Origin of the sequence: Tannerella forsythia (genome assembly GCF_001006485.1) — a bacterium.
In the GTDB taxonomy this organism is placed as follows: domain Bacteria; phylum Bacteroidota; class Bacteroidia; order Bacteroidales; family Tannerellaceae; genus Tannerella; species Tannerella forsythia.
Map to the genome: position 1 here is coordinate 427281 of NZ_JUET01000058.1, position 24599 is coordinate 451879.

15 protein-coding genes and 1 tRNA gene are annotated in these 24599 nt (G+C 47.9%); 12 read left to right on the forward strand and 4 right to left on the reverse strand.

Going from position 1 to position 24599, the window contains the following annotated elements; all coding sequences use genetic code 11:
• Nucleotides 1-1150 precede the first annotated feature (1150 nt).
• Nucleotides 1151-1885: a DNA-binding domain-containing protein gene (locus tag Tanf_RS04800; protein WP_046825063.1), complete on the reverse strand. Its 735-nt coding sequence runs from the start codon at nt 1883-1885 to the stop codon at nt 1151-1153.
• A gap of 545 nt (nt 1886-2430) precedes the next feature.
• On the opposite strand from Tanf_RS04800, the gene Tanf_RS04805 reads away from it, so the two are divergent.
• The 5 genes from Tanf_RS04805 (at nt 2431) to rprY (ending at nt 11704) form a co-directional block, all read left to right on the forward strand.
• Nucleotides 2431-4590, forward strand: a complete 2160-nt coding sequence (locus Tanf_RS04805) for an HRDC domain-containing protein (protein WP_046825118.1) — start codon at nt 2431-2433, stop codon at nt 4588-4590.
• A 167-nt stretch (nt 4591-4757) separates the two neighbouring features.
• Nucleotides 4758-4830 (forward strand) — tRNA-Lys (locus Tanf_RS04810).
• Nucleotides 4831-5439: 609 nt separating this feature from the next.
• Nucleotides 5440-9120: a phosphoribosylformylglycinamidine synthase gene (purL, locus tag Tanf_RS04815; protein ID WP_046825064.1), complete on the forward strand. Its 3681-nt coding sequence runs from the start codon at nt 5440-5442 to the stop codon at nt 9118-9120.
• Between the two features lie 303 nt (nt 9121-9423).
• Nucleotides 9424-10959, forward strand: coding sequence for a sensor histidine kinase (locus tag Tanf_RS04820; RefSeq protein WP_046825065.1), 1536 nt, complete (start codon nt 9424-9426; stop codon nt 10957-10959).
• A gap of 19 nt (nt 10960-10978) precedes the next feature.
• Complete coding sequence (rprY, locus tag Tanf_RS04825) at nt 10979-11704, forward strand: response regulator transcription factor RprY (protein ID WP_014225329.1); 726 nt, start codon at nt 10979-10981, stop codon at nt 11702-11704.
• A 167-nt stretch (nt 11705-11871) separates the two neighbouring features.
• On the opposite strand, the gene Tanf_RS04830 is transcribed toward rprY, so the two are convergent.
• A complete protein-coding gene (locus Tanf_RS04830) occupies nt 11872-12522 on the reverse strand; it encodes a BT1926 family outer membrane beta-barrel protein (protein ID WP_046825066.1) in 651 nt (216 codons plus the stop codon).
• Between the two features lie 134 nt (nt 12523-12656).
• Complete coding sequence (locus tag Tanf_RS04835) at nt 12657-13355, reverse strand: M48 family metallopeptidase (protein WP_046825067.1); 699 nt, start codon at nt 13353-13355, stop codon at nt 12657-12659.
• 357 nt (nt 13356-13712) lie between these two features.
• Between Tanf_RS04835 and Tanf_RS04840 the strand changes: the two genes are divergently transcribed.
• The 5 genes from Tanf_RS04840 to Tanf_RS04860 all read left to right on the forward strand — a co-directional run bounded on the left by Tanf_RS04840 (nt 13713) and on the right by Tanf_RS04860 (nt 22083).
• Nucleotides 13713-14252 (forward strand): RNA polymerase sigma factor, encoded by a 540-nt coding sequence (locus Tanf_RS04840; RefSeq protein ID WP_014225332.1) that lies wholly within the window; start codon nt 13713-13715, stop codon nt 14250-14252.
• 183 nt (nt 14253-14435) lie between these two features.
• A complete protein-coding gene (locus tag Tanf_RS04845) occupies nt 14436-15431 on the forward strand; it encodes a FecR family protein (protein ID WP_080948554.1) in 996 nt (331 codons plus the stop codon).
• Nucleotides 15432-15612: 181 nt separating this feature from the next.
• The gene (locus tag Tanf_RS04850) at nt 15613-18984 is read left to right on the forward strand and encodes a SusC/RagA family TonB-linked outer membrane protein (protein WP_231964079.1); all 3372 of its coding nucleotides are present in this window, start codon (nt 15613-15615) and stop codon (nt 18982-18984) included.
• A gap of 24 nt (nt 18985-19008) precedes the next feature.
• The gene (locus Tanf_RS04855) at nt 19009-20781 is read left to right on the forward strand and encodes a RagB/SusD family nutrient uptake outer membrane protein (RefSeq protein WP_046825068.1); all 1773 of its coding nucleotides are present in this window, start codon (nt 19009-19011) and stop codon (nt 20779-20781) included.
• A gap of 42 nt (nt 20782-20823) precedes the next feature.
• Entirely contained in the window at nt 20824-22083 is a 1260-nt protein-coding gene (locus Tanf_RS04860) for a glycosyltransferase WbsX family protein (RefSeq protein WP_046825121.1), read from the forward strand.
• Nucleotides 22084-22240: 157 nt separating this feature from the next.
• Here the strand turns inward: Tanf_RS04860 and Tanf_RS04865 are convergent, their stop codons facing one another.
• Entirely contained in the window at nt 22241-23005 is a 765-nt protein-coding gene (locus tag Tanf_RS04865; protein WP_014225337.1) for an SDR family oxidoreductase, read from the reverse strand.
• Between the two features lie 252 nt (nt 23006-23257).
• On the opposite strand from Tanf_RS04865, the gene Tanf_RS04870 reads away from it, so the two are divergent.
• Nucleotides 23258-24121, forward strand: a complete 864-nt coding sequence (locus Tanf_RS04870) for an SDH family Clp fold serine proteinase (protein ID WP_014225338.1) — start codon at nt 23258-23260, stop codon at nt 24119-24121.
• 10 nt (nt 24122-24131) lie between these two features.
• Nucleotides 24132-24338, forward strand: coding sequence for a hypothetical protein (locus Tanf_RS04875; RefSeq protein WP_014225339.1), 207 nt, complete (start codon nt 24132-24134; stop codon nt 24336-24338).
• Nucleotides 24339-24599: the final 261 nt, after the last annotated feature.

Genomic DNA, 24599 nt, shown 5'->3' on the forward strand with positions numbered 1-24599 from the left:
CAGCCCTATCCCGTGAGGGTGGGGAATCGCTCCGCCGGCTCACCGCCCGAGGCCCATTGACGAACGCGATTATTTATGTTGATTTGCACCATTCGTTCGTGTCGGGCGTCAGCAGGTTGTCGTACAGATACGCTTTTACGGTGTGTCTTGTTTTACTCATGATTGCATCCTCCGGTTACAAGGTTGGTTACTGCGGATTTGCTTGCTCGCGGGCAACCGGGGTCCGTCGGCTGCGAGAAAAACTGTCTTTTTCATAATCGCTTTGTTTTTATGAAGAAAAGATACGCAACACCCCTCGCTCCGCATGCGACATACGGAGAGATAAGAAGTTATTATATGGACATTAACAAATGTTAAATAGGGAGGGGTAAGCAGATGTTTGCCCGGTCGGGCGTCAGGGCGCAAGGCACGGTTCGGAGCGGTGTGCGCGTCCGTCCGTGGCGTTATCGATAGTGTTTGTTTGTTTCTGCCTTTCATACCCGGCCCTGTTTTTATTTTTGACGGTACAAAGATATAACAGATTTTTAAGTTATACAATGAATACATTGCTCAATTTTGCTGTTTGCTGACCGCTGAAATTACACCTGGAGGGATATTCATATCAATGCCATGGTGGGCGAACACGGAATGGGCGAACACAAGGTTCGCCCCTACACGGCATAACATAATTCAATTGATTGTTAATGGTCAATTGTTAATTGTTATGCGTGGTACATGGTACGTACTGCGCCCATTCGCGCCATTCGCGCCATTTGCGTTCGGACACCACACAAAAAAAGGGCGAACACAAGGTTCGCCCCTACACGGCATACCGACGGCTGTTTGCTGATGGCTGAAATTACATCCGACGCCTGCCCGAGGCCCAAGGACGGAATTAATGGTCAATGGTTAATTGTCAATTGTTATGCGTGGTACACGCCAAATCATGTATCCGGCATAACCATTAACCATTGACAATTAACCATTAATTTGTCATTCAGAGCGAAGCGAAGAATCTCTTTCCTCTTCCTCGCGAGATTCCTCACTGCGTTCGGAATGACAAAGGGGAGCCGTTGGGAAAGCACCTTTCCCCGTGCTGGGAAAGCATCCTTCCCAGTACTGGGAAAGCATCCTTCCCCGTATTGGGAAAGCGGCTTTCCCAAAATAGCGGTTATTTGACGGTCAGCGGCCGATCGAATACGGCAGAGCGTACTTCTTTAAGCAGCTTGTTTCCGGTCGAATACTGCGTCGTTACTTCCAACTGATACGTCCCGGCGGGGAGGGCGGGGATGATGATCATCAGCTCCGAGGGGTTGTTGACCACGATGTCGCCTTCGTCCACCTTGGTGGCGGTGTTCGTCGCCGTCTCGCGGAAGAAGATGCCGACGCCGGGCTTGTCGCCCACCACGCGGAGCTTCGTTCCGGTCACGCGCAGGTTGAACCCGGGCGTGAGCACCTCGTTCACCGTGCGGCTCTTCATGTCTTCGACCTGACCGATATACAGTCCGGTCTCGGCTACGCCCATAATCTTAACCTCGACGTCTTCGATCTCGCGACGCATCAGTTCGCCCTGCGTAAACTGGAACTGGAGCGTGTGACGCTGCGGATCGAACGTTTCGTTGGGATTCAGAAATACGCCGCGTACGACGGGCATGGCCGTGAAATAGCCGGTGTTGACGGCGAAACCGTCGCACAGGCGATAGGCCATTTCCTTGAGGAAGAGTTCTACGGCATGGCTCATGGCGGCGTCGGAGACGTCGGCTCCGCCGCGGGTGGCGGCCGAGTGACAGATGTCGGCCACGGAGAGGCTTCGTTCGGAGCTGACGCGGGCGGTGAAATCGTTCGGGTCGGGCGTCAGCAGGTTGTCGTAGAGATACGCTTTGATGGTGTGCCTTGTTTTACTCATGATTGTGTCCTCCTGCTAAAAGGTTGGTTACTGCGGATTCGCTTACTTGCGGGCAGCCGGAATCCGTCGGCCGCGAGAAAAACTGTCTTTTTCATAATCGCTTTGTTTTTATAATGAAAAAATGCGCAACCCTCATCGCTCCGCATGCGACATACGGAGACGTAAGAGGTTGTTATGTGTGTATTAATAAACGTCAAATAAGAGGAGGTAAATTGAGGCGTTATCGGTCGTGGGTCAGGGTGTGAGGTACGGTTCGGTGTGGCGTGCGCGTCCGTCCGTAGCGTTATCGATAGTATCTGTCTGCCTTTGCCTTTCATCAAGACTGTTCCTGTTTATTTATTCTTAACGGTGCAAAGATATAACAATTTTCCAAGTTAGATAATGAGCAAATTACTCAATTTCGCCTCGACTTTTCTCTTTCAAAACGATTCGTCGGCGGTTTTTTATGTTGCCAAAGACAGGGGGTTAAGCTTTTTATGTACCTTTGCGAAGTGAAAATAGAATCGGACGAAATAATAAATCTGCATCAATCCCTACCTTTCTGTATGAATCCCAACTCATCTGTCGACATCTACGCTTTGGCTGAAAAGTTCGTCGAGCAAACGGCCTGTCCCGTTTTTTTGACCGGCAAGGCCGGGACCGGCAAGACGACTTTTCTGAAGCATCTCCGTGAGCATACGCAGAAGCAGATGGCCGTCATTGCCCCTACGGGAGTGGCGGCGATCAACGCCGGAGGCGTCACGATCCATTCGTTCTTTCAACTGCCCTTCACTCCGTTCGCCCCGATCCCGCAGGGACGGAAAAACCTGATTGCGAAGAGTAAACTTACGACTGTCCGCCGAAAAGTACTGCAAGAGCTGGAGCTTCTCGTCATCGACGAAATCAGTATGGTGCGTGCCGATCTGCTCGATGCCGTCGATACCATGTTGCGCCATTTCCGTTATCGCGCCAACGAACCGTTCGGCGGCGTACAGGTTGTTTATATCGGCGACATGTACCAGCTCTCTCCGGTCGTGCCGGACGAAGAATGGCAATTGCTCTCACAGTTCTACGAAGGGCCTTATTTCTTTCAGAGCAAGGTCGTCCGGCAACAGCCTCCCGTTTTTATCGAACTGGATCGTGTCTTCCGACAAACGAACGAACAGTTTATCTCCCTGCTCAACGAAGTGCGCAATAACTGCCTGACGGAAGCAGGCGAACAATGCCTTAACAGCCGTTACATCCCCGACTTCCGCCCTTCAAACGAAGACGGCTATATTACGCTGACGACGCACAATGCCAAAGCAGACCGTATCAATTATGAGGAACTGGACAAAATCGACCGGGATATTTTTTACTTTGATGCGCAGGTACAGGGCGATTTTCCGGAGAAAAGTTTCCCGAACGACGAACGATTGAAGTTAAAGAAAGGTGCACGTGTGATGTTTATCGCCAACGATATGGAGACTCCCCGCCGCTACTACAACGGAAAAATCGGGGTGGTTACCGACATCGATGAAGAGCATATCCGGGTAAAAACCGATCCCGACGATGAACCGATCGAGGTCAAGCGGGAAACATGGCAAAATATTCATTACACCGTCAACAAAGAGACGAACCAGATCGAAGAGCATAAGCTCGGCAGCTATACGCAATATCCGCTACGGCTGGCCTGGGCTATTACAATACATAAAAGCCAGGGACTTACGTTCGATCGGGTCGTCATCGATGCGCAGGCCGCGTTTGCTCCGGGACAGATCTATGTGGCGCTCAGTCGCTGTCGCTCGCTCGAGGGCATCGTCCTCTCTTCACCCCTCAACACGCAGGCTTTGCAGGTCGACAGACACATCGTCCGCTATGTGCAGCAAAAACCTTCGGCCCGCGAGTTGGAGGCGCAAATCAATGTTTTTAAAGAACGTTACAATGAACAGGTGTTGTTTGATATCTTCAATTTCAGCGATATGGTCTACGAAATGCGAAGGTTCTATGAACAAACCGTTAACGAGAAGAACGCCTTCAATGACGAAACGCTTCCTTTCATCAGCCGGATGATGGATCAGACCGACCGCCTGAACCGGGTGACAACCACGTTCCGCAAACAGCTGCAATACCTTCTTCATACCTCCGATACTCAACGGACAAACGAACGCATCAGAGCCGCTTCGGATTATTTTGCTACGCATTTGACGTCGCTCATCGCCGAAGGGGAGAAATCGCCCGCCCGCACCGATAGCCGTGCGTCGGCACGTGACTATAACGATGCCCTGACGACGATCCTTACTCGTCTGGCCTATAAAAAACATCTGATTGGGGGGATAGGCGATGGTTTTTCCATAACCCGCTACTTCGAACTGAAAGCTACATTTACCGCTCCTCCCGGCCCCGTCAACGCGTACGCGGCAGCCCATAAAGAGTTGAAGACGGAAACGGAGCATCAGGAATTGTTCAGGCTGCTGGCCGGCTTACGGAAAGAGTTGTGCGAAGAAACCGGCGCACCGGCTTATCTCGTAGCCGCTACGAAAACATTGATCGAATTATGCAACATGCGCCCTCAAACACCCGAGGAATTGATGGGTGTCAAGGGATTCGGAAAGATTAAGACACAGAAATACGGCGATCGCTTTCTGGAAATTATCAACGAGTATTGTCGCAAATACAGCCTGAGCTCACTGATCGATACTTCCGATCATACGAAGAAAAGAAAGAGGCGAAAAACCGACTCGTGAAAGCATTTCATGCCGAAGCCGACGTATGACTGCCCATAAGTAAAAAGCGGTTAGAAAACAATTGATTGGATGTTCTTCTGTAAAAAAAAGCGATAAAAAGGTTTGCAGAAAACAAAATAACTTCTACTTTTGCACTCGCTAAGTCGGGAAAGACTTTGTTATTGTATGACTCCGTAGCTCAGTTGGTAGAGCAAATGACTCTTAATCATTGGGTCGAGAGTTCGAGTCTCTCCGGGGTCACATCATGCAAAAGGTTTCTTAATAGGGTTTTACGGCACTGTCGTAAGACCCTGTTTTCGTTTCGGGGGGGGCGAGTGATGCACCTGAAGTCTTCCTGGGACAACGACTGCAAGGAAAGGGTTTACTTTTATCCCAAATTACGCGATAGATTGTTCGGCGTTTACCATTAATAATGGATGTGCGAATGTACGACAATGGTTACGTCAGGCTTACAGCCCTCCCAACGGGGATATTGCTTTTTCCCCAACGCTTCGCTTCCGCTCCGCATCGGGCTGAATTATCTCGCCCTTTCAGGGCTGTTTTTCAATGGTTAATTGTCAATGGTTATTTGTCGGGTACATGATTCGGCGTGTACCACGCATAACCATTAACCATTGTCCGAAAGGGCTGAAAGCCCGAATTATTTCAGCCCCATCCCGCAAGGGTGGGGTATCGACATCCGGACCTTGTTCGGAGGGCTGAAGGCCTGAATTAAATTCATTCTTATTTCTTCTATTGCGTAATCTGGGTTTATTCCGGCATCTCATCGCGTCATTTGTTCGAAGGAACCATTTTTTTTACCTATCTTTGAGGCGTAATTAAATAACCATTAATCATAAGGAATTATATATGATTCAGTTTTTTCAATCGTCGGACAAGAGCGTCTTAGCGGTAGAGACCTCCCATACATTCTCGAAGAACGATATCGAAAAATTAATCTGGCTGTTCAGCGGCGCCACTCCGGTAGAGGCGGATGTGGTTAAGGGACGATTTGTCGGGCCGCGTCGTGAGATGATCACGCCGTGGAGCACGAATGCTGTCGAAATCACGCAGAACATGGGCCTGGAAGGAATTTCGCGTATCGAAGAATATGTTCCCCTCTCGCCGGAGAAGGGACATGACCCGATGTTGCAACATGTCTATGACAACCTTGACCAGCAACTGTTCACGATCGACCGGAAGCCTGATCCGATCGTGTATATCGACGATATTGCGGCCTACAACGAGCAGGAAGGACTTGCGCTGAGCGCCGACGAGGTGGGCTACCTCAACGAAGTAAGCAAAAAACTGAAACGTAACCTGACCGACAGCGAAGTGTTCGGGTTTTCGCAGGTGAATTCCGAGCATTGCCGGCATAAAATCTTCGGTGGTACCTTCATTATCGACGGCGAAGAAAAGGAGCATTCCCTCTTTGCTCTGATCAAAAAAACATCGGCCGAGAACCCGAACAAGCTGGTGTCGGCCTATAAAGACAATGTAGCATTCAATGCCGGCCCGACCGTCGAGCAGTTCGCTCCTCTGTCGGCCGATAAGCCCGATTATTTCTCGATCAAGAAGATCGATACCGTACTGTCGCTGAAAGCCGAAACGCATAATTTCCCGACAACCGTCGAGCCGTTCAACGGTGCCGCTACCGGCACGGGAGGCGAGATTCGCGATCGTCTGGGCGGAGGCAAGGCTTCTCTTCCCATAGCGGGAACGGCTGTATATATGACCTCCTATCCCCGCACCGAAGAAAACCGCTCATGGGAGAACATACTCGATCCGCGTCGATGGTTGTATCAGTCGCCCGAACAAATCCTGATCAAAGCATCGAACGGCGCCTCCGATTTCGGGAATAAGTTCGGACAACCGCTGATCTGCGGGTCGTTGCTCACTTACGAGCACACCGAGAACGAGAAGAAATATGCATACGACAAAGTCATCATGCTGGCCGGAGGCGTGGGCTACGCCAACAAACGCGACGCCCTCAAAGGTGATCCGAAGCCGAAGGAAAAAGTGGTGATCATCGGAGGTGATAATTACCGCATCGGTATGGGTGGAGGCGCTGTCTCGTCGGTCGATACGGGACAATATACAAGCGGTATCGAGTTGAATGCCGTGCAGCGTGCCAATCCGGAGATGCAGAAACGGGCGGCCAACGTGATCCGTGCCATCGCCGAGTCCGAAAGTAACCCCATCATCTCGATCCACGACCATGGAGCGGGGGGACACCTGAACTGTCTGTCCGAGCTTGTCGAAGCGACCGGCGGACATATCGACATGTCGAAGCTCCCCGTCGGCGATCCGACCCTTTCGGCGAAGGAAATTATCGGGAACGAGAGCCAGGAACGTATGGGGTTGTTGATGAAAGAAAAAGACGTTGAGCGTGTGCGGCGTATCGCTGAACGTGAACGCGCTCCGATGTACGTTGTCGGTCAAACGACGGATGACATGAAGTTTGTTTTCGAGCAGCAGGATGGCGTACGCCCCATCGATATCAAACTCGAGTACATGTTCGGTAAGCCGCCGCGTACCATCATGGAAGATCAGACGGTCGACGAAGCATATTCTCCTGTAAAATATAAGGAAGCCGATTTGCACCGCTACCTCGAAAATGTGCTCCAGCTCGAAGCCGTAGCCTGCAAAGACTGGCTGACGAACAAGGTCGACCGCAGTGTAACGGGTAAGATCGCCCGCCAACAGTGTCAGGGAGAGTTGCAGCTGCCGCTCAGCGACCTTGGCGCTGTGGCGCTCGACTATCGCGGTCAGGCCGGTATGGCTACCTCCATCGGCCATGCTCCGCAAGTCGCGTTGATCGACCCGGCCGCCGGATCGGTGATGGCGATTGCCGAAGCACTGACGAATATTGTTTTTGCCCCGCTGGCCGATGGGCTTACCAGTGTTTCGTTAAGCGCTAACTGGATGTGGCCCTGCCGAAATAAGGGCGAGGATGCAAGGCTCTACAAAGCCGTTGAGGCGGCATCGGATTTTGCCTGCGCACTCGGTATCAACATCCCGACCGGCAAGGATTCTCTTTCGATGACCCAGAAATACGGCACGGACAAAGTCTTTTCGCCCGGCACGGTGATTATCTCGGCTGCAGGTGAAGTGAGCGACATCCGCAAGATTGTTTCGCCCGTACTTCTGCGTGACAAACATACCTATATATATTATATCGATTTCTCGTTCGATGCTCTCCGTCTCGGCGGTTCGGCTTTCGCACAGTCGCTCGGTAAAGTGGGCAGTGAGGCGCCGACGGTCAGAGACTTCGATTACTTCCGCGACGCATTCAATGCCGTACAGGAAGCGATCGACAAAGGGTTGATACTTGCCGGACATGATATTTCGGCAGGCGGGATGATCACCGCACTGCTCGAAATGTGTTTCGCTAATGTCGAAGGCGGACTGGAAGTGGATTTGAACGCCATAGCCGAAGAAGATATCGTTAAAATCCTGTTTGCGGAGAATCCGGGTGTCCTCGTTCAGGTGAAAGAGAAGAGCGTCTTCGAGAAGCAGATGCGGGCGGCCGGTATCGGATTCGCACGTATCGCACGGCCGACAGACGAACGGCATCTCATCGTGACGAAAGATGATACGACTTATCATTTCGGTATTGATTATATGCGCGATGTCTGGTACAAGTCGTCGTATCTGCTCGATATGCGGCAGAGTGGGAACGAATGTGCCGGCAACCGGTACGAGAACTACAAGATGCAACCGCTCGAGTACAAGTTCCATAAAGATTTTGTCGGGACGCTCGCATCTTACAAACTAACGGCCGACCGTCGTAAGCGGAGCGGTGTCCGTGCGGCTATTCTGCGCGACAAGGGCACAAACGGTGAGCGCGAGATGGCTTATACGCTCTATCTGGCCGGCTTTGACGTGAAAGACGTGCATCTGACCGACCTCGCTTCGGGGCGTGAAACGCTCGAAGATGTGAACTTCATCGTCTTCTGCGGCGGATTCTCCAACTCCGACGTGCTCGGTTCCGCCAAGGGGTGGGCTGCCGGTATCCTTTATAACGAGAAGGCCAAGCAAGCCATCGATCGTTTTTACGCACGTAAAGATACGATGAGCCTCGGCATCTGCAACGGCTGTCAGCTGATGGCCGAACTGGGACTGCTTTATCCTGAACACGAAGAGAAGCATAAGATGAGGCATAACCGTTCTCACAAATTCGAATCGGGATTTGTAGGGTTGGATATTCCGAAGAATCATTCCATCATGCTCGGCTCACTATCGGGCACGAAGCTCGGAGTCTGGATTGCGCACGGCGAAGGGCGGTTTGAGTTCCCGTACGACGAAAAGCAATACCACATTGTGGCGAAGTACAGCTACGACGGTTATCCCGCCAATCCGAACGGTTCGCCGTGGGCTGTTGCCGGCGTTTGCTCGGCCGATGGCCGACACCTCGCCATGATGCCTCACCCCGAACGGTCCATCTTCCCGTGGCAATGCGGATATTATCCCGCCGACCGCCTCGGCGACGACGTGACACCATGGATCGAGGCGTTTCTCAATGCCCGTCGATGGATTGAAGCATACTGATTCTGCACCCCGCTATCGGGGTGTTTGAAACAGGAAAATAGACACACTAAAACGATTGAGAGACCGAAGAATCGAGAATTCTTTGGTCTCGGTTTTAACAATTAGATAGATTGGTAAAAGTGTTCTTTAGTTGTTGATAAAAAAAGATTTATATTGTTTTTGGAGGAGGAGGAGAGGAAATTTTAATTTGTCTTACTAATTATTATTAACGGTTGGGTGTCGTATTTTTTACCTTTTTTGAGTAAATATTAAACTAAAACGCACGTTATTTGTTATCATTAAAACGAGGAGAAGCAAAAGACAATGAAGAAGTCAACGATTTGGATGCTTGCGACCGTCATGGGATTTGCATTTGCAGGCCTGCTTTATTTGCAGGTCAGCTATATCAGTATCATCATGAAGACGAGCAACGAACAGTTCGACACTACGGTACGTCGCTGTCTGGAAAAGGTGTCCGGCAGTATCGAACGGGATGAGGTCTATCGGTATCTGGAGGAAGACATCAAGTCCGGTGGGAACAGCTTCATGTATAAAAGTCCTCCCAATCAGATGGAGATCAATCAGAAGATTACCCAAAGCGAAAGCTACCAGTTGCATGTACAAAATGCGAATGGCAGCATCCAGCATATCGAACTCAATCGTTTCAGCGCAATGACTTCTGCGCCGTCGAAGAATACGATTATCCGCGCATCCGAAGAACAGCAGAAGAAACTGTTGAAACGTTACGAATATCAGGCCGGTGTGATTGATGATGTTTTGTACAGTATGATTTATACACCGAACCTGAAGCCTATTGACGAACGGGTCGATTTCAAGGTGTTGAACAATTACATCAAGTCGGAGCTGATCAGCAGTGGGCTGAATATTCCGTATATTTTTTCGGTGGTCAACAAGGATGGCGTAACCATCTATCAGAATGAGGCGTATGAGAAACCGCCGAAGGCTGCCGATGTCGTCACCCACGTGTTGTTCCCGAACGACCCGCCGTCGAAATGGAATTATCTTAAGATCTATTTCCCGACGAAAAGGGACTATATATCGAGTTCGGTGACATTCCTCGTGCCATCCGTGCTGTTCTCCTTTATTTTGATGGTGACGTTCATCACAACGATTTATATTATTTTCCGTCAGAAGAGACTGTCGGAGATGAAGAATGATTTTGTGAACAATATGACGCACGAGCTGAAGACGCCGGTATCGACGATCTCACTGGCTGCACAGATGTTGCGTGATACGGATATTACGAAAAGTCCGGACGTCTTCAAACATATTTCGGGAGTCATTAATGATGAAACGAAACGCCTCGGCTTCCTCGTAGAAAAGGTGCTGCAAATGTCGCTGTTCGAAAAACAGAAGGCGACGTTAAAACTGAAAGAAGTCGATGCCAATGATTTGCTGGTCGGTATTGTCAGTACCTTCGCTCTGAAAGTAGATAAGTACGGCGGGACGATCGACGTGGATTTACAGGCCGAAGATTCGTCCGTTTATATCGACGAGATGCACATCACAAACGTATTGTTCAATCTGCTTGATAATGCCGTTAAGTATCGCCGTAAGGATGTGCCACTGGAACTCATGGCGCGCACACGTAGCGAAAACGGTAAACTGATTATCTCGATCGAAGATAATGGCATCGGTATCAAAAAGGAACACCTGAAAAAAGTTTTTGACCGGTTCTATCGTGTGCCCACCGGGAATGTCCACGATGTGAAAGGCTTCGGACTGGGGCTGGCCTACGTGCGCAAGATGGTGGAGGATCATGGCGGAACGATCCGTGCCGAACAACAACAGGAATCGGGAACACGATTTATTATAACATTGCCACTCATTAAAAACTAAACATTAAAAATCAGAAATTATGGACGAAAAGTTGAAAATCTTCTTTTGCGAAGACGATGAAAATTTAGGAATGCTGCTAAGAGAATACTTGCAGGCCAAAGGCTACATTACCGACTTGTTCTCCGACGGAGAAGCCGGTTATAAAGGCTTTACGACAGGGTCTTACGACTTGTGCGTGCTGGATGTGATGATGCCGAAGAAAGACGGCTTCACGCTGGCTCAGGAAATACGTTCCATCAATCCCGATATCCCGATCATTTTCCTGACTGCTAAAACAATGAAGGAAGATATCCTCGAAGGATTTAAGATCGGTGCGGACGATTATTTGACCAAACCGTTCAGTATGGAAGAGCTGCTGCTGCGTATCGAAGCGATTCTGCGCCGCGTGAAAGGCAAGAAGATGAAAGACGTGCCTTTCTACAGACTGGGTAACTTTATGTTCGACACGCAAAAACAGACGCTGACCATCGGCGAGAAGATCACGAAACTTACGACGAAGGAATGCGAACTGCTAAGTCTGCTCTGCGCACATGCCAACGAGATTCTGGAGCGTAACTACGCCCTGAAAACCATCTGGGTCGATGATAATTATTTCAACGCTCGGAGTATGGATGTGTATATCACCAAGTTGCGTAAATTGCTGAAAGATGATCCCGAGATCGAGATTATCAACATCCACGGAAAAGGATATAAGCTGATTACGCAGTCGGGCGAAGAACAGGCTCGCGAAGACGGTATCCTTTAAAAGAATCGGAGCAAGGCAGAGGCTGTCTTATAATAAAATGCATGTTTTATTGAGGCTGCCTCATTTGAAAGGAGGGTGTGTCAAAACACAATGTTTGACACACCCTCAAAAATTGTCTTTCGGAATAAAACAGTCTTTATCCGCTAAATATCAGAAAGGAGCAATGATTAAAATACGAAACCTAATTTAAATCCGGCATTCGCTCCTACTGAAACAGTACTTGAGCTTCCTGCTTTCGTGCCTGTCGTAGAAGTACTTCCTGTGGTCTGTTTTACCGAGCCTACCGAAGCGGTACCAAAATCCAAACCGGCTTCTACACCCAGATAGACATTCTTCACAAAATAGTAGTCTGCGCCGAAGAATAATCCCATACCGAAACCCAAGGTACCCGGACCTTCTACTTTTGTCTTGTCTCCATGTTTAGGTTTTGAAGACGAAGACTGCGTCTGATATGCCAGACCTATATCACCCCCGATGTATGGCGAAAGTCTGTCTGTACCGCTGAAATGTTTTTCCACGCCGAAGCGCATGCCTATCTGACTTTTGTTTTGTTTTTTCGTTACATCTTCGTTCGATGTATCTTTCTGTGAATCAGTTATTAATGAAAGTGCGCCTCTTAATGCTATTCCGTCAGAGATGAAATAACGTCCTTTCAGCATACCGCTGTTGAGCATTACGGGACTTTCAGTTGCGAAAATACCTTTTGAGAAAAGGGACAAGTCGGCGGTTACATTCCCTTTTCCTGCCTTGAATTCCTGCGCGTTTACGGCGCCCCACACGGAGATTAATGTTACTCCTGCAATCAATAATTTTTTCATTTGTTCGTTTAACTTTGTTATTAAAATCGGCGGCAAACTTACGGAAAAAATATGATTTTGTCGTTTTTTTTTTCTCCGGGTTTTTATTGGTCAAGGGCCTGAATCTTTATCGAACGTAGTCCGTTTTTCTTTTTTTACCACACTGATTGCTTGCGCAGATCCCTGCGTAACTTTTGCGCCTGTCCGTCCGTGACGCGGTTCATCAACAGCCAGAACTGCTGGCTGTGATTCATCTCGACCGTATGGCACAACTCGTGCAGCAAGACGTAGTCGATCAGATGTTCCGGCAGCGTCATCAGTGAAAGTGCCAGACTGATGCGTCGCTCCGAAGAGCAGCTGCCCCAGCGTGTCCTCATATCGCGTACCGTTACCCTTGTGTATGAGAACCCATAACGTGCGGCCAGTGCCGCGAGTCGTTTGGGAAGCACGCGAAGTGCCTCGTGACGAAGCGCACGACCGATCATCGCACGTAAGATTTTCTGCACCGGTTCACTTCCGAAATCTGTTGCTTCCGGACAGGCCAGATGGAGTATGCCCTCTTTTAAGGTCATATAAAAACTCGTCCGTGGACAGCGGAAAATCCGCAGGTGAAAAGTCGACGTCTGCCAGTCCGTCTGTTCGTCGAACCGTCGTGTCGTGTTGCGTGTGAGTAACTCCTGTAACTTCGTGCGATGCTGACTGATGAACGCCAGCATCTCACGTTCGCTGCCACGTACCGGCAACGTTCCGATCACCTGCCCGTTCTCGACTCGTAACGTATATCGGCGGGCTCTCGGATGACGACGCAACCGTATCATACCTAACACCTCGTCGAAAATCTCCTGTTCATTCATGCCTGTTGTTTCGTCTCGCAAAGATACCGATTTTCCCGAGCCTACAGAAACGGATAGGCCGAGAAACAACGCGATATTTTTTGCGTTTTAGCGATTTCGTATGAACGAAAATGGGCGCATGAAGGTTTTAAAAGCGTATGAAAATAAATACGCTTATACATACAAGATTCATTGAGATATGTCGTATATTTGGACGTTATTCCGGCGTTATTACCTGATAGTTGTTCTCGATAATGAAACAAGCTGTTAAACAGTGTATTAAATGTTATTGATCATTTAGCATGCGTAACAGCGTGAGGAAACAAATGGTACCGGTACTTACCCTATAGCAGGGAAACCGGCGAATAAAATATCATAATGAAGATGAATATAGACCTGATATGGCAAAAATTCCTGCAAGGAGGCGACGACCGCTCTTTCTCCGCTATTTACAACGAGTATGTGGATGAACTATATTCATACGGCATTCAATGGGGATTCCGGGACGAGATATGCAAAGACGCCATTCAGGACGTATTCTATAAAATGTATATTTCAAGAAACAGCTTGAAACAGGTCAAAAACCTGACAGCCTATCTGTTCAAATCATATAAGTATCGGTTGATCGATATTCTTCGTAGAGAAGTAAAAACTCAACATATCGATTTATCGGACCATTTTTTCATCTCGGAAAAGAACATCTTAGACCAGATCATCGACACGGAAGAATCCAATCTGCTGAGGAGTAAAGTCAAGAAACTATTAGACTGTTTGTCCGGACAGCAACGCGAAGCCCTGTATATGAAATTCTCACTCGGATTAGGGTACGATGAGATCGGTGAGATCCTTAATATCAACTCCGATTCCGTAAAGAAATTAATATATCGTACAATGAAGAAATTGCGGGAGCAATTTTAGAAATAACCGGAGGTCTTTTTCTGTCTGCCGACGTAACGCATAGATAGGGGGAAAACGGCAGCCATCAGGCCGACCGAGTCAAGTCTACTGAATCGATGGAATGTTAAAATTGTTGTCTTTTATCTTTTTTTTGTCCACCAAACGAAAACAGACACGTCATATCCCCAAAAAAAGAATCTAACGGTGGACAGAAAGAAAGAACATACCTTAACGAAAAGTGAAAAGGAGGCGATATACTCCCTCATCATACAACGTATCCGTAGCTATAAAAGGCGAAAACGCATGCTGCAAATAGCTTCGGTAGCCGCTGTCTTGTCGATCGGGATGATATCCGGCCTGTCCCTCCTCTTCCATTCGAACACGCCGGGAGAGACAAACCGTATTGTCGGACAAACATTACCCGACATGGAAATTCATTTGATCAACGGAGAGAAAACCGTTTCGCTCATATCCGGTGCCGAAATCAGATTCTCGGCAGAGGGTGACGCCTCCGTAACCGACGGTATGAACATAGACATGATACTGGGGCTGGAGAAAGACCATACGAACAAATTAGTCGTGCCGTTCGGTAAACGCTCTACCTTGACATTGGCAGACGGGACAAAAATATGGCTAAACTCAGGCACCGAACTGGAATTTCCGTCGCAATTCAACGGCGAAAAACGGGAAATACACATGCAGGGAGAACTATATTTGGAGGTGGCAAAGTCGAACGAAAAGCCCTTTATTGTCCATACCCCCCGAATGAACGTTTGGGTATACGGCACCTCATTCAATATTTCGGCCTACAAGGAAGACAGCGAACAATCGGTTGTACTTGTCGAAGGTAGCGTACAGGTAAATAAAAATGGCCAATCGCTAAAACTCGCACCCAACCAAATGGCAAAGATCACCGGTACGGGGATGGAAAAAGCGACTGTCGACGTCTCGGAATATATAAGTTGGAAAAACGGCGTGCTGGTATTCAGAAAAGCCCCGATCTCCGACATCCTCCAAAAGGTGGGAAGATTCTATAATATTGATTTCGAATATCTCCCCGGCCGAATGAACGAAATGACATATTCCGGCAAACTGTTTCTGTCAAACAGCCTGGACAGTGTGATGACTTCCGTATCTATCCTCACGTCTACGACCTATACAAGGAACGACCGGATGATCAGTATAAATAAAAAACGATAAAGCCTATGGAGAAAAACATCTGAAGTAACCGGAAAAGACCGGACGATGCTGTCCCATCGTTCGGGTCATGAAATTCATTTACTAACTTTTAATGTGAAAACAAATTCATAACAAAATTATGGTAGAAAAAATAAATCCCAATCATATTGTTGCTTCCAATTGCATTCATATGATAAGAATCATGAAAATATCCGTTGGGTTGCTTTTCCTTGGCATTTTCTCGCTATATGCCGAAAACGTCTATTCTCAGCCAAGGGAGCTATCCCTCAATTTGAAAAATACGACCATCAGGCAGGCCTTTTCGGAGATTGAGAAAAACAGCGATTATGTCTTTATGGTTTCGGATGAAGCCGAACGTTCGCTTGATAAGAAGATAGACATTGCCGTACAAAAGGGATCCATTGACAAAATCCTTTCCTTACTTTTGGAGGATACCAATCTGGATCATGCAATTGTCGAAAGGCAAATCTCTGTTTTTAAGAAGAAGGCTAGTGCCGTTGCGATAAGAACAATGGTTTCGCAGAAAAATCCCGTAAGTCAGCAGACCGCCAAAAAAGGAATAACAGGAGTTGTAAAAGATTCGAAAGGAGAACCGGTCATCGGGGCTAACGTTATTGAAAAAGGTACGCCGGCAAACGGTACCGTAACGGACATCGACGGAAACTTCTCGCTAAGTGTCGATAATAATGCGGTTCTCCGTATTTCTTTTATCGGTTATACCGATCAGGAGATAAACACGGCCGGCAAAACCCGATTCGATATCACACTTCTTGAGAACGCCGAGGCGTTGGATGAGGTCGTTGTGGTTGCATACGGGACGCAGAAAAAATCGACACTGACGGGAGCTGTGGCTGCCATCAACACGAAAGAGATCAAGCAAAGCCCTATGGCAAATTTAGCCGTTACCCTGACCGGTCGTTTGCCGGGGTTGATCGCTATTCAGCGTAGCGGTGAGCCGGGACGTGACGCAGCAATGCTCTATATGCGCGGACGCGGTACGGTCAACGGACAGAATCCGCTGATACTCGTCGACGGCGTAGAGCGAGAAATAACCTCTATCGATCCCAATGAGGTAGACAATATCTCGATCCTGAAAGACGCTTCTTCGACAGCCCTGTTCGGTGTCAGAGGCGCTAACGGCGTGATCCTTGTTACGACGAAAAGAGGAACGAGCGAAATACCCGATATCAGTCTGAATGCCGAAACGGGTTGGCAGACGTTTACACGCTGGCCTTCATCGCTCAACGCTTACGACTGGGCGACTTTGAAGAATCAGGCCTGGCGCAACGACACGCCGAATCCGGGTGTCAACGACAAGCCGCCGTATTCCGACTATGCATTGGAAAGATACCGGTTAAATGACTGGCCCGAAGTATACGGAAACCATAATTGGGTACGGGAACTGATGAACCAATGGGTACCGCAAAGCAGATATAACCTCACCTTAAACGGAAAAGGCAGCAATGTCGGATATTTCGTAAACGTAGGTTATTTGCATCAGGGCGGACAGTGGAAAATTGATCCCGAGCCTAAGAGCTACGATCCGAGTAACTATATGGATCGATATAATTTCCGCGCCAATATAGATGCGGCTCTGAACAAACAGAAAACATTGAAGGCTTTCCTGAATGCAGCCGGTACTTTCGAATCCGTCAACGGACCGAACAGTACCTCCGAGAAAATCATTTACCATACCCTCACCTTGTGGCCGTCTATCCAACCGGGGCCTTTGACACCGGACGGACAGGTATTGATCGGATCGGGCAGCTATCAGGAGTCGCCGTGGGCACTTATCAACCGTTCCGGATATAAGAAAGAATCGAGAAGCAGCGTGAACGCCTCGTTCGGCATGCAATATGACATGGATGCATTCGTTAAAGGTCTTTCGGCCAAGATTATTGCATCGTTCGATACGAAATCCGTTAATACGCTGACCGGAAGCAGAGGATATCAATATTGGGAACAAGTGATCGATCCCAATCAAAAAGGGGCTGACGGGCGCGACAGTATTTCATACCATCGTATTCGCTCCGATTTCGATAACACGCCGCTCTCGACAAAGAAAGAGGCTACCTTCCAATCATTCTACGACATACAGTTTCAGCTGAATTACTATCGTGTCTTCGACAAGAAACATTCCGTCACGGGTCTGCTTCTGGCACAGCAGCAGTCCCTAATCAAACCGAACGACCCGTTGCCTTTCAACGTAAGAGGGCTGTCGACCCGTCTGTCATACGGGTATGACGAACGATATATCCTTGAGCTCAATGTCGGGTATAACGGTTCCGAGCAGTTCGCGCCTAAAAACAGATACGGGCTTTTCCCGTCTGTCTCGGGGGCTTGGAATCTGTTCAACGAGTCGTTCTTCAAATCAGCTGTCAGGACGATCAACAAGTTGAAATTAAGAGCATCGTACGGTACGGTGGGTAATGACCGAATCGGAGATACGCGCTTCCTGTACATGGATAATATTACAAGACCGGGTGCAGGCTATTCGCCTGGCATCTCGAACAATCATACCATAGCGGAACAGTTCTTCGGAAACCCTAACCTCAAATGGGAAACGGCGAGAAAGTTCAATGCAGGACTGGAAATCGGACTGTTCAACGCCCTCAACATCACGATTGACGTCTTCAATGAGAAGAGAGACAACATTCTTATCACGAAAGAATCGTTACCGAGTCTGATCGGAGTGCCCAGATCGACCATTGCTCCGTTCAACCTCGGCAAGATAGAAAACAAAGGGTATGAAGTTGAAATGACCTATTCGAAATCCATCCATCGAGACCTGTTCGTTATCGTAAAAGGAAATATCAACTACAACGATAACAAGGTACTCTATATCGACGAGCTGCAACGCGACAATACATATGCCTATCCATATCGCCAGACAGGCTACTCGATCGGGCAGCAATGGGGACTGAATGCTCTCGGATTCTTCAAGGATCAGGCCGAGATCGACAACTACGCCCGCTATGACGGTATACAGCCTCGCCCGGGAGATTTGAAGTTCGAAGACCTGAATGGCGACGGAATCATCAACGACAAGGACATGAAACCAATCGGATATTCCGATATTCCCAAATACACGTGGGGATTGGCTTTGAGCGTAACGTATAAGAATGTCGACATCTCGGGACTGTTTCAGGGAGCAGCCAAAGTGTCGGGTATGGTAGAAGGAAGCGGCGCCTGGGAATGGTACGATTTCAGAGAATACCATTTGAAAGCGTGGACGGCGGAAAGAGCCGCAGCAGGCGAAGATATCAAGTTCCCTGCACTGTCGCGCGCACAATCGGCCAGCGAACTTCGGCCTAACACATTCTTTAATCTCGATCGCTCGTATGTCAGGCTTAAGAACCTTGAAATAGGATACAATGTGCCTAAAAAATGGTGTTCGCAATTCCACGCCAAATCGGTCAGGATATACCTCAACGGATATAATCTGTTTACGTGGGACAAGATGAAATTCAAAGACTGGGATCCCGAAGTGACCGACAATCGATCATATCCCATTTTAAAAGTCGTAAATTTAGGGGCTAACGTTACATTTTAATTTAATCTGTAAATGCAAATTGCTATGAAAAAGAAAATAACGAAAACGATACTCATTGTTTTAGCATACATTGTATGTACGGGATGTTCGGACGTACTGGATATAACGCCCGACGGGAGGATGACGCTCGACGATGTCTTCAAGAACACGGACTATACGGAATCCTATCTCAATTCGATCTACGAATACGTACGGAAATACGGGCACGGCTATCATTATTATTCGTTCCTGTCGTCATACACCGACGATGCGACCGACAGCCAGGTGCCGCAGGATACGTGGATGCAGCTCCACCAGTGGAACCAGGGCAATTTCAGCTCAAGCAACCTTCCCTTTATGCACGGAAGCGAAAAAGAGAGGCGCAACGACCGGGATTTCTGGGGAACGGCTTACGGAGGTATCCGCAAAGCGAATGTTTTCCTTGCAAGGGTGAACGAATCGAATGTGCCCAACGCCGAGAAACGGGGACGATACATTGCCGAAGCCAAAGTGTTGAGGGCACACTACTATTTCGACCTGATAAAGAACTACGGAGGAGTGCCGCTTATCGATAAAGACATCATATTGGATCAAGATTATGAAAAGATCGAACGTGCTTCTTTCGACGATATCGTACAATTTATCGTAAAAGACTGCAACGAGGCTATTGCCGAGCCAAATCTGCCGTTCAGAACCAAGTTCGCTACGGAGCAAGGACGGATGACGAAAGCCGTTGCGCATTTTATCAAAGCTTCTGCACTGCTGTTCGACGCAAGTCCGCTGTGGAATCCGGATGATGACGTCCGGAAATGGCAGGCGGCCGCTGCTGCCGCCAAAGAAGCTGTCGCCGCCCTTGAAAGCAACGGCTACGAACTGTATCCCAAATATGAGGAATATTTTATCACTCGCCCCGACAAGTCAGACCATCCGAACGACAGGGAAACGATACTCGAAGCGATCGATACGTGGGGATACGGGGGCCAGACATTCAGGCGATTCGGAACAATCGTTTTCCTGATGCACATGATCCCTTCGTTTCCTTCCGAGAAGTCCGGCCTTTGCCCATCGCAGGAGCTGGTCGACAGTTACGAAATGAAAGACGGCTCAATTCCGATTCTGGGCTATTCCGATACCGAACATTTGCAACCGATCATCAATCAGACGTCGGGATATGACGAAAACAAACCTTATGTCGACAGAGACCCGCGCTTCTACGCTTCTGTTTGGTATAACGGCGCCCATTTCGGAAAAAAAGACAGTAAGGATATTTATATCGAGTCTTACGTCGGGGGTACGCATGGAATCTCCGGTATCAAACAACGATCTCCGACGGGATACTACACCCGTAAATACATCGACCCGGCGCAACGCTCGGCAGGAGCGAGCACGACGTTATGGCGTATATACCGCATGGGAGAGCTTTATCTGACGCTTGCCGAAGCAGAGAACGAAGCAAACGGACCTACGGCCGAAGCCTACGCGGCGGCCGACAAAACAAGGGCGAGAGCCGGTATGCCCGGTCTGCCGAAAGGACTGACCAAAGAGCAGTTCAGAGAACGTATCCGCCGCGAACGGAGAATAGAAATGGCACTCGAAGAAAACCGCTTCTACGACATCCGGCGATGGAAGATCATGCCCGAAAATTCAAAACTTAAAACAGGCATGCGGTGGATAAAAGCCGAAGACGGTACGCTGACTCATACGCGCATCGTATCCGTACGGTGTGAGCCAACTTCCGACGAGAAGTATTACGTCTTGCCGATCCCCTTGAATGAAACGATGCGGATGCCGCTCTTAAAACAAAATCCCGGCTGGTGACTTTTATAAAAAACAATGTATCATTTTCCAAAAACAATCATCATGAAATATCTCGAAATCAAATTTCAGGTAGCAGTTTTCTTTCTCTTCTCGTACGTTTTATTTTGTACGGGATTCGTATCCTGCACGAATGCGCCTTCAAATGCGAATAACGCCGCCGGTGGCCAAACAGAGGAGAGAACAGACAACGGCTATTACGTAGCGGCATATATCTGGCCGTCGTGCCATCATGACGAGCGCTTCGGTGACATGCTTTGGCCCGAAGGAAAGGGCGAATGGGAAGTCATCAACAAAGGCAATCCGCGGTTCGACGGGCACTACCAGCCCCGACGCCCGCTGTGGGGCTGTGAGATGGACAATGATCCGGCTGTCATGGAGAAATGGATCGAAACGGCCGTTCGCTACGGCGTCAACGTCTTTGTCTTCGACTGGTACTGGTATGACGGAGGGCCTTTCCTCGAAAGCACGCTGAACGACGGATTCCTGAAGGCGAAAAACAATGCCGACATGCAGTTTTATCTTATGTGGGCCAACCACGATGTGAAAAAGAACTACTGGAACGTGCACAAATTTACGAATGATACAACCCTCATGTGGAATGCCGTCGTCGACGAGGCGAATTATAAGACAATCGTGAAGAGAGTGATCGAACGGTATTTCAAACAACCGAACTACTTCAAGATAGACGGTTGTCCTGTGTTCTCGATATTCAGTGTCGACAAACTGATGGAGAGCTTCGGCGGAGACGCGACGAAAGCGCGGCAGGCGCTGGATTACTTCAGAGAAGAAGTCAAAAAGGCCGGTTTCCCCGATCTGCATATCCAATGGAATCAGGGCGGGGGGGCTCTGATGTCGCCGGAAAATGCGAAACAATTCTCCGACAGGGTGAACGAGATGGGCTTCAATAGCGTAGCCATGTACAACATGGGTGGGACAGACGAAGATTACATCGTCTACGGGAATAACGCCGTCGACATCAGGGCGCAGATAGATTCACTTCTTGACATCCCCGTGTTCCCCTGCGTATCGATCGGATGGGACGACACGCCGCGCTTCCCGACCAAAGGCATCCGCGACGTGGTGCATTATCACAACACGCCCGAGAGCTTCGCAGCCCTGCTGTACAGGGCCAAACAATATGCCGACAGCCATCCCGAACAGCCGAAGCTGATTACCATAAACGCATGGAACGAGTGGGTGGAAGGAAGTTATCTCCTGCCCGATATGCTCAACGGATACGGATATCTGGAAGCCGTCAGGAAAATCATGAACGGGACATTCGATTCATACGCAAAAAAATAAGGCGATGAACGATAGCTCACTCCCATGATGGAACCGGCAGAGAGAGCCCAAGATTTCAACGTGCAGGCTTACTCTACTACGCAAGTGTCAGATTAGGAGCCAAACAAGGTGATCTTGACGTTTAATCGATCAAGACCACCTTGTTTGGCTACAGTTTTTATGCTTTCATCCGGTGAAACATCTTTCCGTCGGCCTGCGCCGCAGGCAGCACGAGCACATCCTGCACATCTACATGCTCGGGTTGTGACAGGGCATAGCAGATGGCTTCGGCGATATCATCGGCCGACAGCGCCCGGTATCCTTCGTATACCTTGTCGGCACGGTCGCAGTCGCCCTTGAATCGCACAACGGAGAACTCCGTCTCTACGGCGCCGGGACAGATTTGCGTCACCCGGATACCGTAGGGCAGGAAATCCATCCGCATGCCTTTACTCAAGGCGTCGACGGCATGCTTGGTGGCGCAATAGACGGCGCCGCCGGGATAGACGTCTTTGCCGGCAACGGAACCCAGGTTAACGATGTGTCCCGACCGTCGGCCGACCATACCAGGCGCAATCGCCCGCGTGACGTAGAGCAATCCCTTGATATTCGTGTCAATCATACGTTCCCAGTCGTCCGCGATACCCTCATGTAGTGGTTCCAGTCCAACGGCCAGTCCGGCATTGTTTACGAGCACATCGATCCGTTGCCATTCAGCGGGCAACTGCTCGACGGCAGCCTGTATCTCGTCGCGTCGCCGCACGTCGAAGCACAGCGTGTGTACCTTACAGCCGTATCGTTGCGTCAGTTCGTTCTTCAACTTCTCTAATCGTTCGCCGCGTCGGCCGGTGAGGATCAAGTTGTGCCTCTCTCGCGCTAATCGTACGGCCGTCGCCTGACCAATCCCTGATGTAGCGCCTGTAATAAATATTGTTTTTGCCATATTGCTGTAAAGTGAATTTATATCCCGACAAATCTACAAAAATCAGGGGAGGTGACAAAGTTGATTTTAGGTACAAACACGGATATTCATATTTTTGTAATAATTTGCATGTAAAATGTCGTTAGTCAGCATATTTCTAAAGATGATAAAATAATATGCGAAAAATATAAGTGTAAGATAAAAGAAATATGTAAATTTGTGCGTTGGCTATAACTTAAAAAGATAATAAGAATTACATTTGTAATATAAATTATGAGGCAGATATTTGATGAGACAATAAAAGAGACTCTGAATCTTAGGCTTAGGGATTTGGAGAAATATTTTGAAGCTGATGTAATTTTTTATTACGGTGAAATTCACCCTGCATTAGAAAAAGCATTTAGAGATTTTATAGAACAACTCAAGAAGGACAAGGAGTTTAACAGGGATAGGCTTGTTGTCCTTTTAAACACGCCTGGCGGTAGTGCTGAAACTGTTGAGAAAATGGTCTCTGTAATAAGGTTTCACTATAAAGAAGTATATTTTGTCGTTCCAGATTATGCAATGTCTGCAGGGACAATTTTATGCATGTCGGGCGATAAAATATTTATGGATTATTCTTCATCACTTGGACCTATTGATCCACAAGTTTACAATGGAAAAAATTGGGTTCCTGCATTGGGATACTTAGATAAAGTGGAAGAATTAATACAGAAATCAAGAAATCGTGAATTGACAGAAGCAGAATTCATGATATTGCAAAAAATAGACTTAGCAGAGCTTCGTAGTTATGAAATGGCAAGGAGTTTAACTATCAATTTGTTGAAAGAGTGGATCGTGAAATATAAATTTAAAGATTGGAACAAGCATAGTTCGAATGGAAAGACTGTTTTATTAGAAGAAAAACAAAAACGTGCAGAAGAGATAGCACGTGATTTAAGCAACAATAGTATTTGGCATTCACATGGTCGTTCCATAGGTATAGACACATTAACAAGTTCTCTTAAGTTAAAAATAGAAGACTACTCAAGAGATGATGAGTTAAGAGAATTAATAAGAAATTATAATGATTTAATTTGCGAATATATACTAAGGATAGGTAATAAAGCGTTTGTACATTCAAGAGTGTTCTTTTAAACTTACAATTATGAAAACTGAAAAAATATTGACAGAAGAATTGAAAGAGGTAATGACAAAAGAAAAAAAACATTTTACTGAACAGAGTGGGGATTTGTCTGAAATCTATGCTAAGTTGTCAAAAATTGGCATAGACATAAAATCTACTTATTCACTTCCTTTGAAAGACACCATTGGTAAGGTTTTCAGAGAGCAAATTCAGTTTAAAAACTCGTAAATAAAGGAGGAGCACCACAACAGAAGTTGAGCGTAATAACTAGATACAATGCATTATTGTATAGAAGATTTGTGGTAAGTCCAATGTAATTCTTTGTTTTTTTTATGAATTACAAATTAGTGCAAAGTTGATTTTCGTTTTTACAAAAAATATCTATTCCGGAATTTGGGTTAATGACGACCCATTGCCATACAATAGGATGAAGTTTCATGTCTTGTTTAGTTGAAATCGGGGGGATGAGCAGCGGTTAGTCGTTCGGAA

What these genes read in the sequence shown, in the direction of transcription:
- Tanf_RS04865 (WP_014225337.1), bottom strand. Translation starts at nt 23,005, where the DNA reads ATGGCAAAAACAATATTTATTACAGGCGCTACATCAGGGATTGGTCAG.
- Tanf_RS04840 (WP_014225332.1), top strand. Translation starts at nt 13,713, where the DNA reads ATGAAGATGAATATAGACCTGATATGGCAAAAATTCCTGCAAGGAGGC.
- Tanf_RS04805 (WP_046825118.1), top strand. Translation starts at nt 2,431, where the DNA reads ATGAATCCCAACTCATCTGTCGACATCTACGCTTTGGCTGAAAAGTTC.
- rprY (WP_014225329.1), top strand. Translation starts at nt 10,979, where the DNA reads ATGGACGAAAAGTTGAAAATCTTCTTTTGCGAAGACGATGAAAATTTA.
- Tanf_RS04835 (WP_046825067.1), bottom strand. Translation starts at nt 13,355, where the DNA reads ATGAATGAACAGGAGATTTTCGACGAGGTGTTAGGTATGATACGGTTG.
- Tanf_RS04870 (WP_014225338.1), top strand. Translation starts at nt 23,258, where the DNA reads ATGAGGCAGATATTTGATGAGACAATAAAAGAGACTCTGAATCTTAGG.
- purL (WP_046825064.1), top strand. Translation starts at nt 5,440, where the DNA reads ATGATTCAGTTTTTTCAATCGTCGGACAAGAGCGTCTTAGCGGTAGAG.
- Tanf_RS04850 (WP_231964079.1), top strand. Translation starts at nt 15,613, where the DNA reads ATGAAAATATCCGTTGGGTTGCTTTTCCTTGGCATTTTCTCGCTATAT.
- Tanf_RS04830 (WP_046825066.1), bottom strand. Translation starts at nt 12,522, where the DNA reads ATGAAAAAATTATTGATTGCAGGAGTAACATTAATCTCCGTGTGGGGC.
- Tanf_RS04855 (WP_046825068.1), top strand. Translation starts at nt 19,009, where the DNA reads ATGAAAAAGAAAATAACGAAAACGATACTCATTGTTTTAGCATACATT.
- Tanf_RS04800 (WP_046825063.1), bottom strand. Translation starts at nt 1,885, where the DNA reads ATGAGTAAAACAAGGCACACCATCAAAGCGTATCTCTACGACAACCTG.
- Tanf_RS04875 (WP_014225339.1), top strand. Translation starts at nt 24,132, where the DNA reads ATGAAAACTGAAAAAATATTGACAGAAGAATTGAAAGAGGTAATGACA.
- Tanf_RS04820 (WP_046825065.1), top strand. Translation starts at nt 9,424, where the DNA reads ATGAAGAAGTCAACGATTTGGATGCTTGCGACCGTCATGGGATTTGCA.
- Tanf_RS04860 (WP_046825121.1), top strand. Translation starts at nt 20,824, where the DNA reads ATGAAATATCTCGAAATCAAATTTCAGGTAGCAGTTTTCTTTCTCTTC.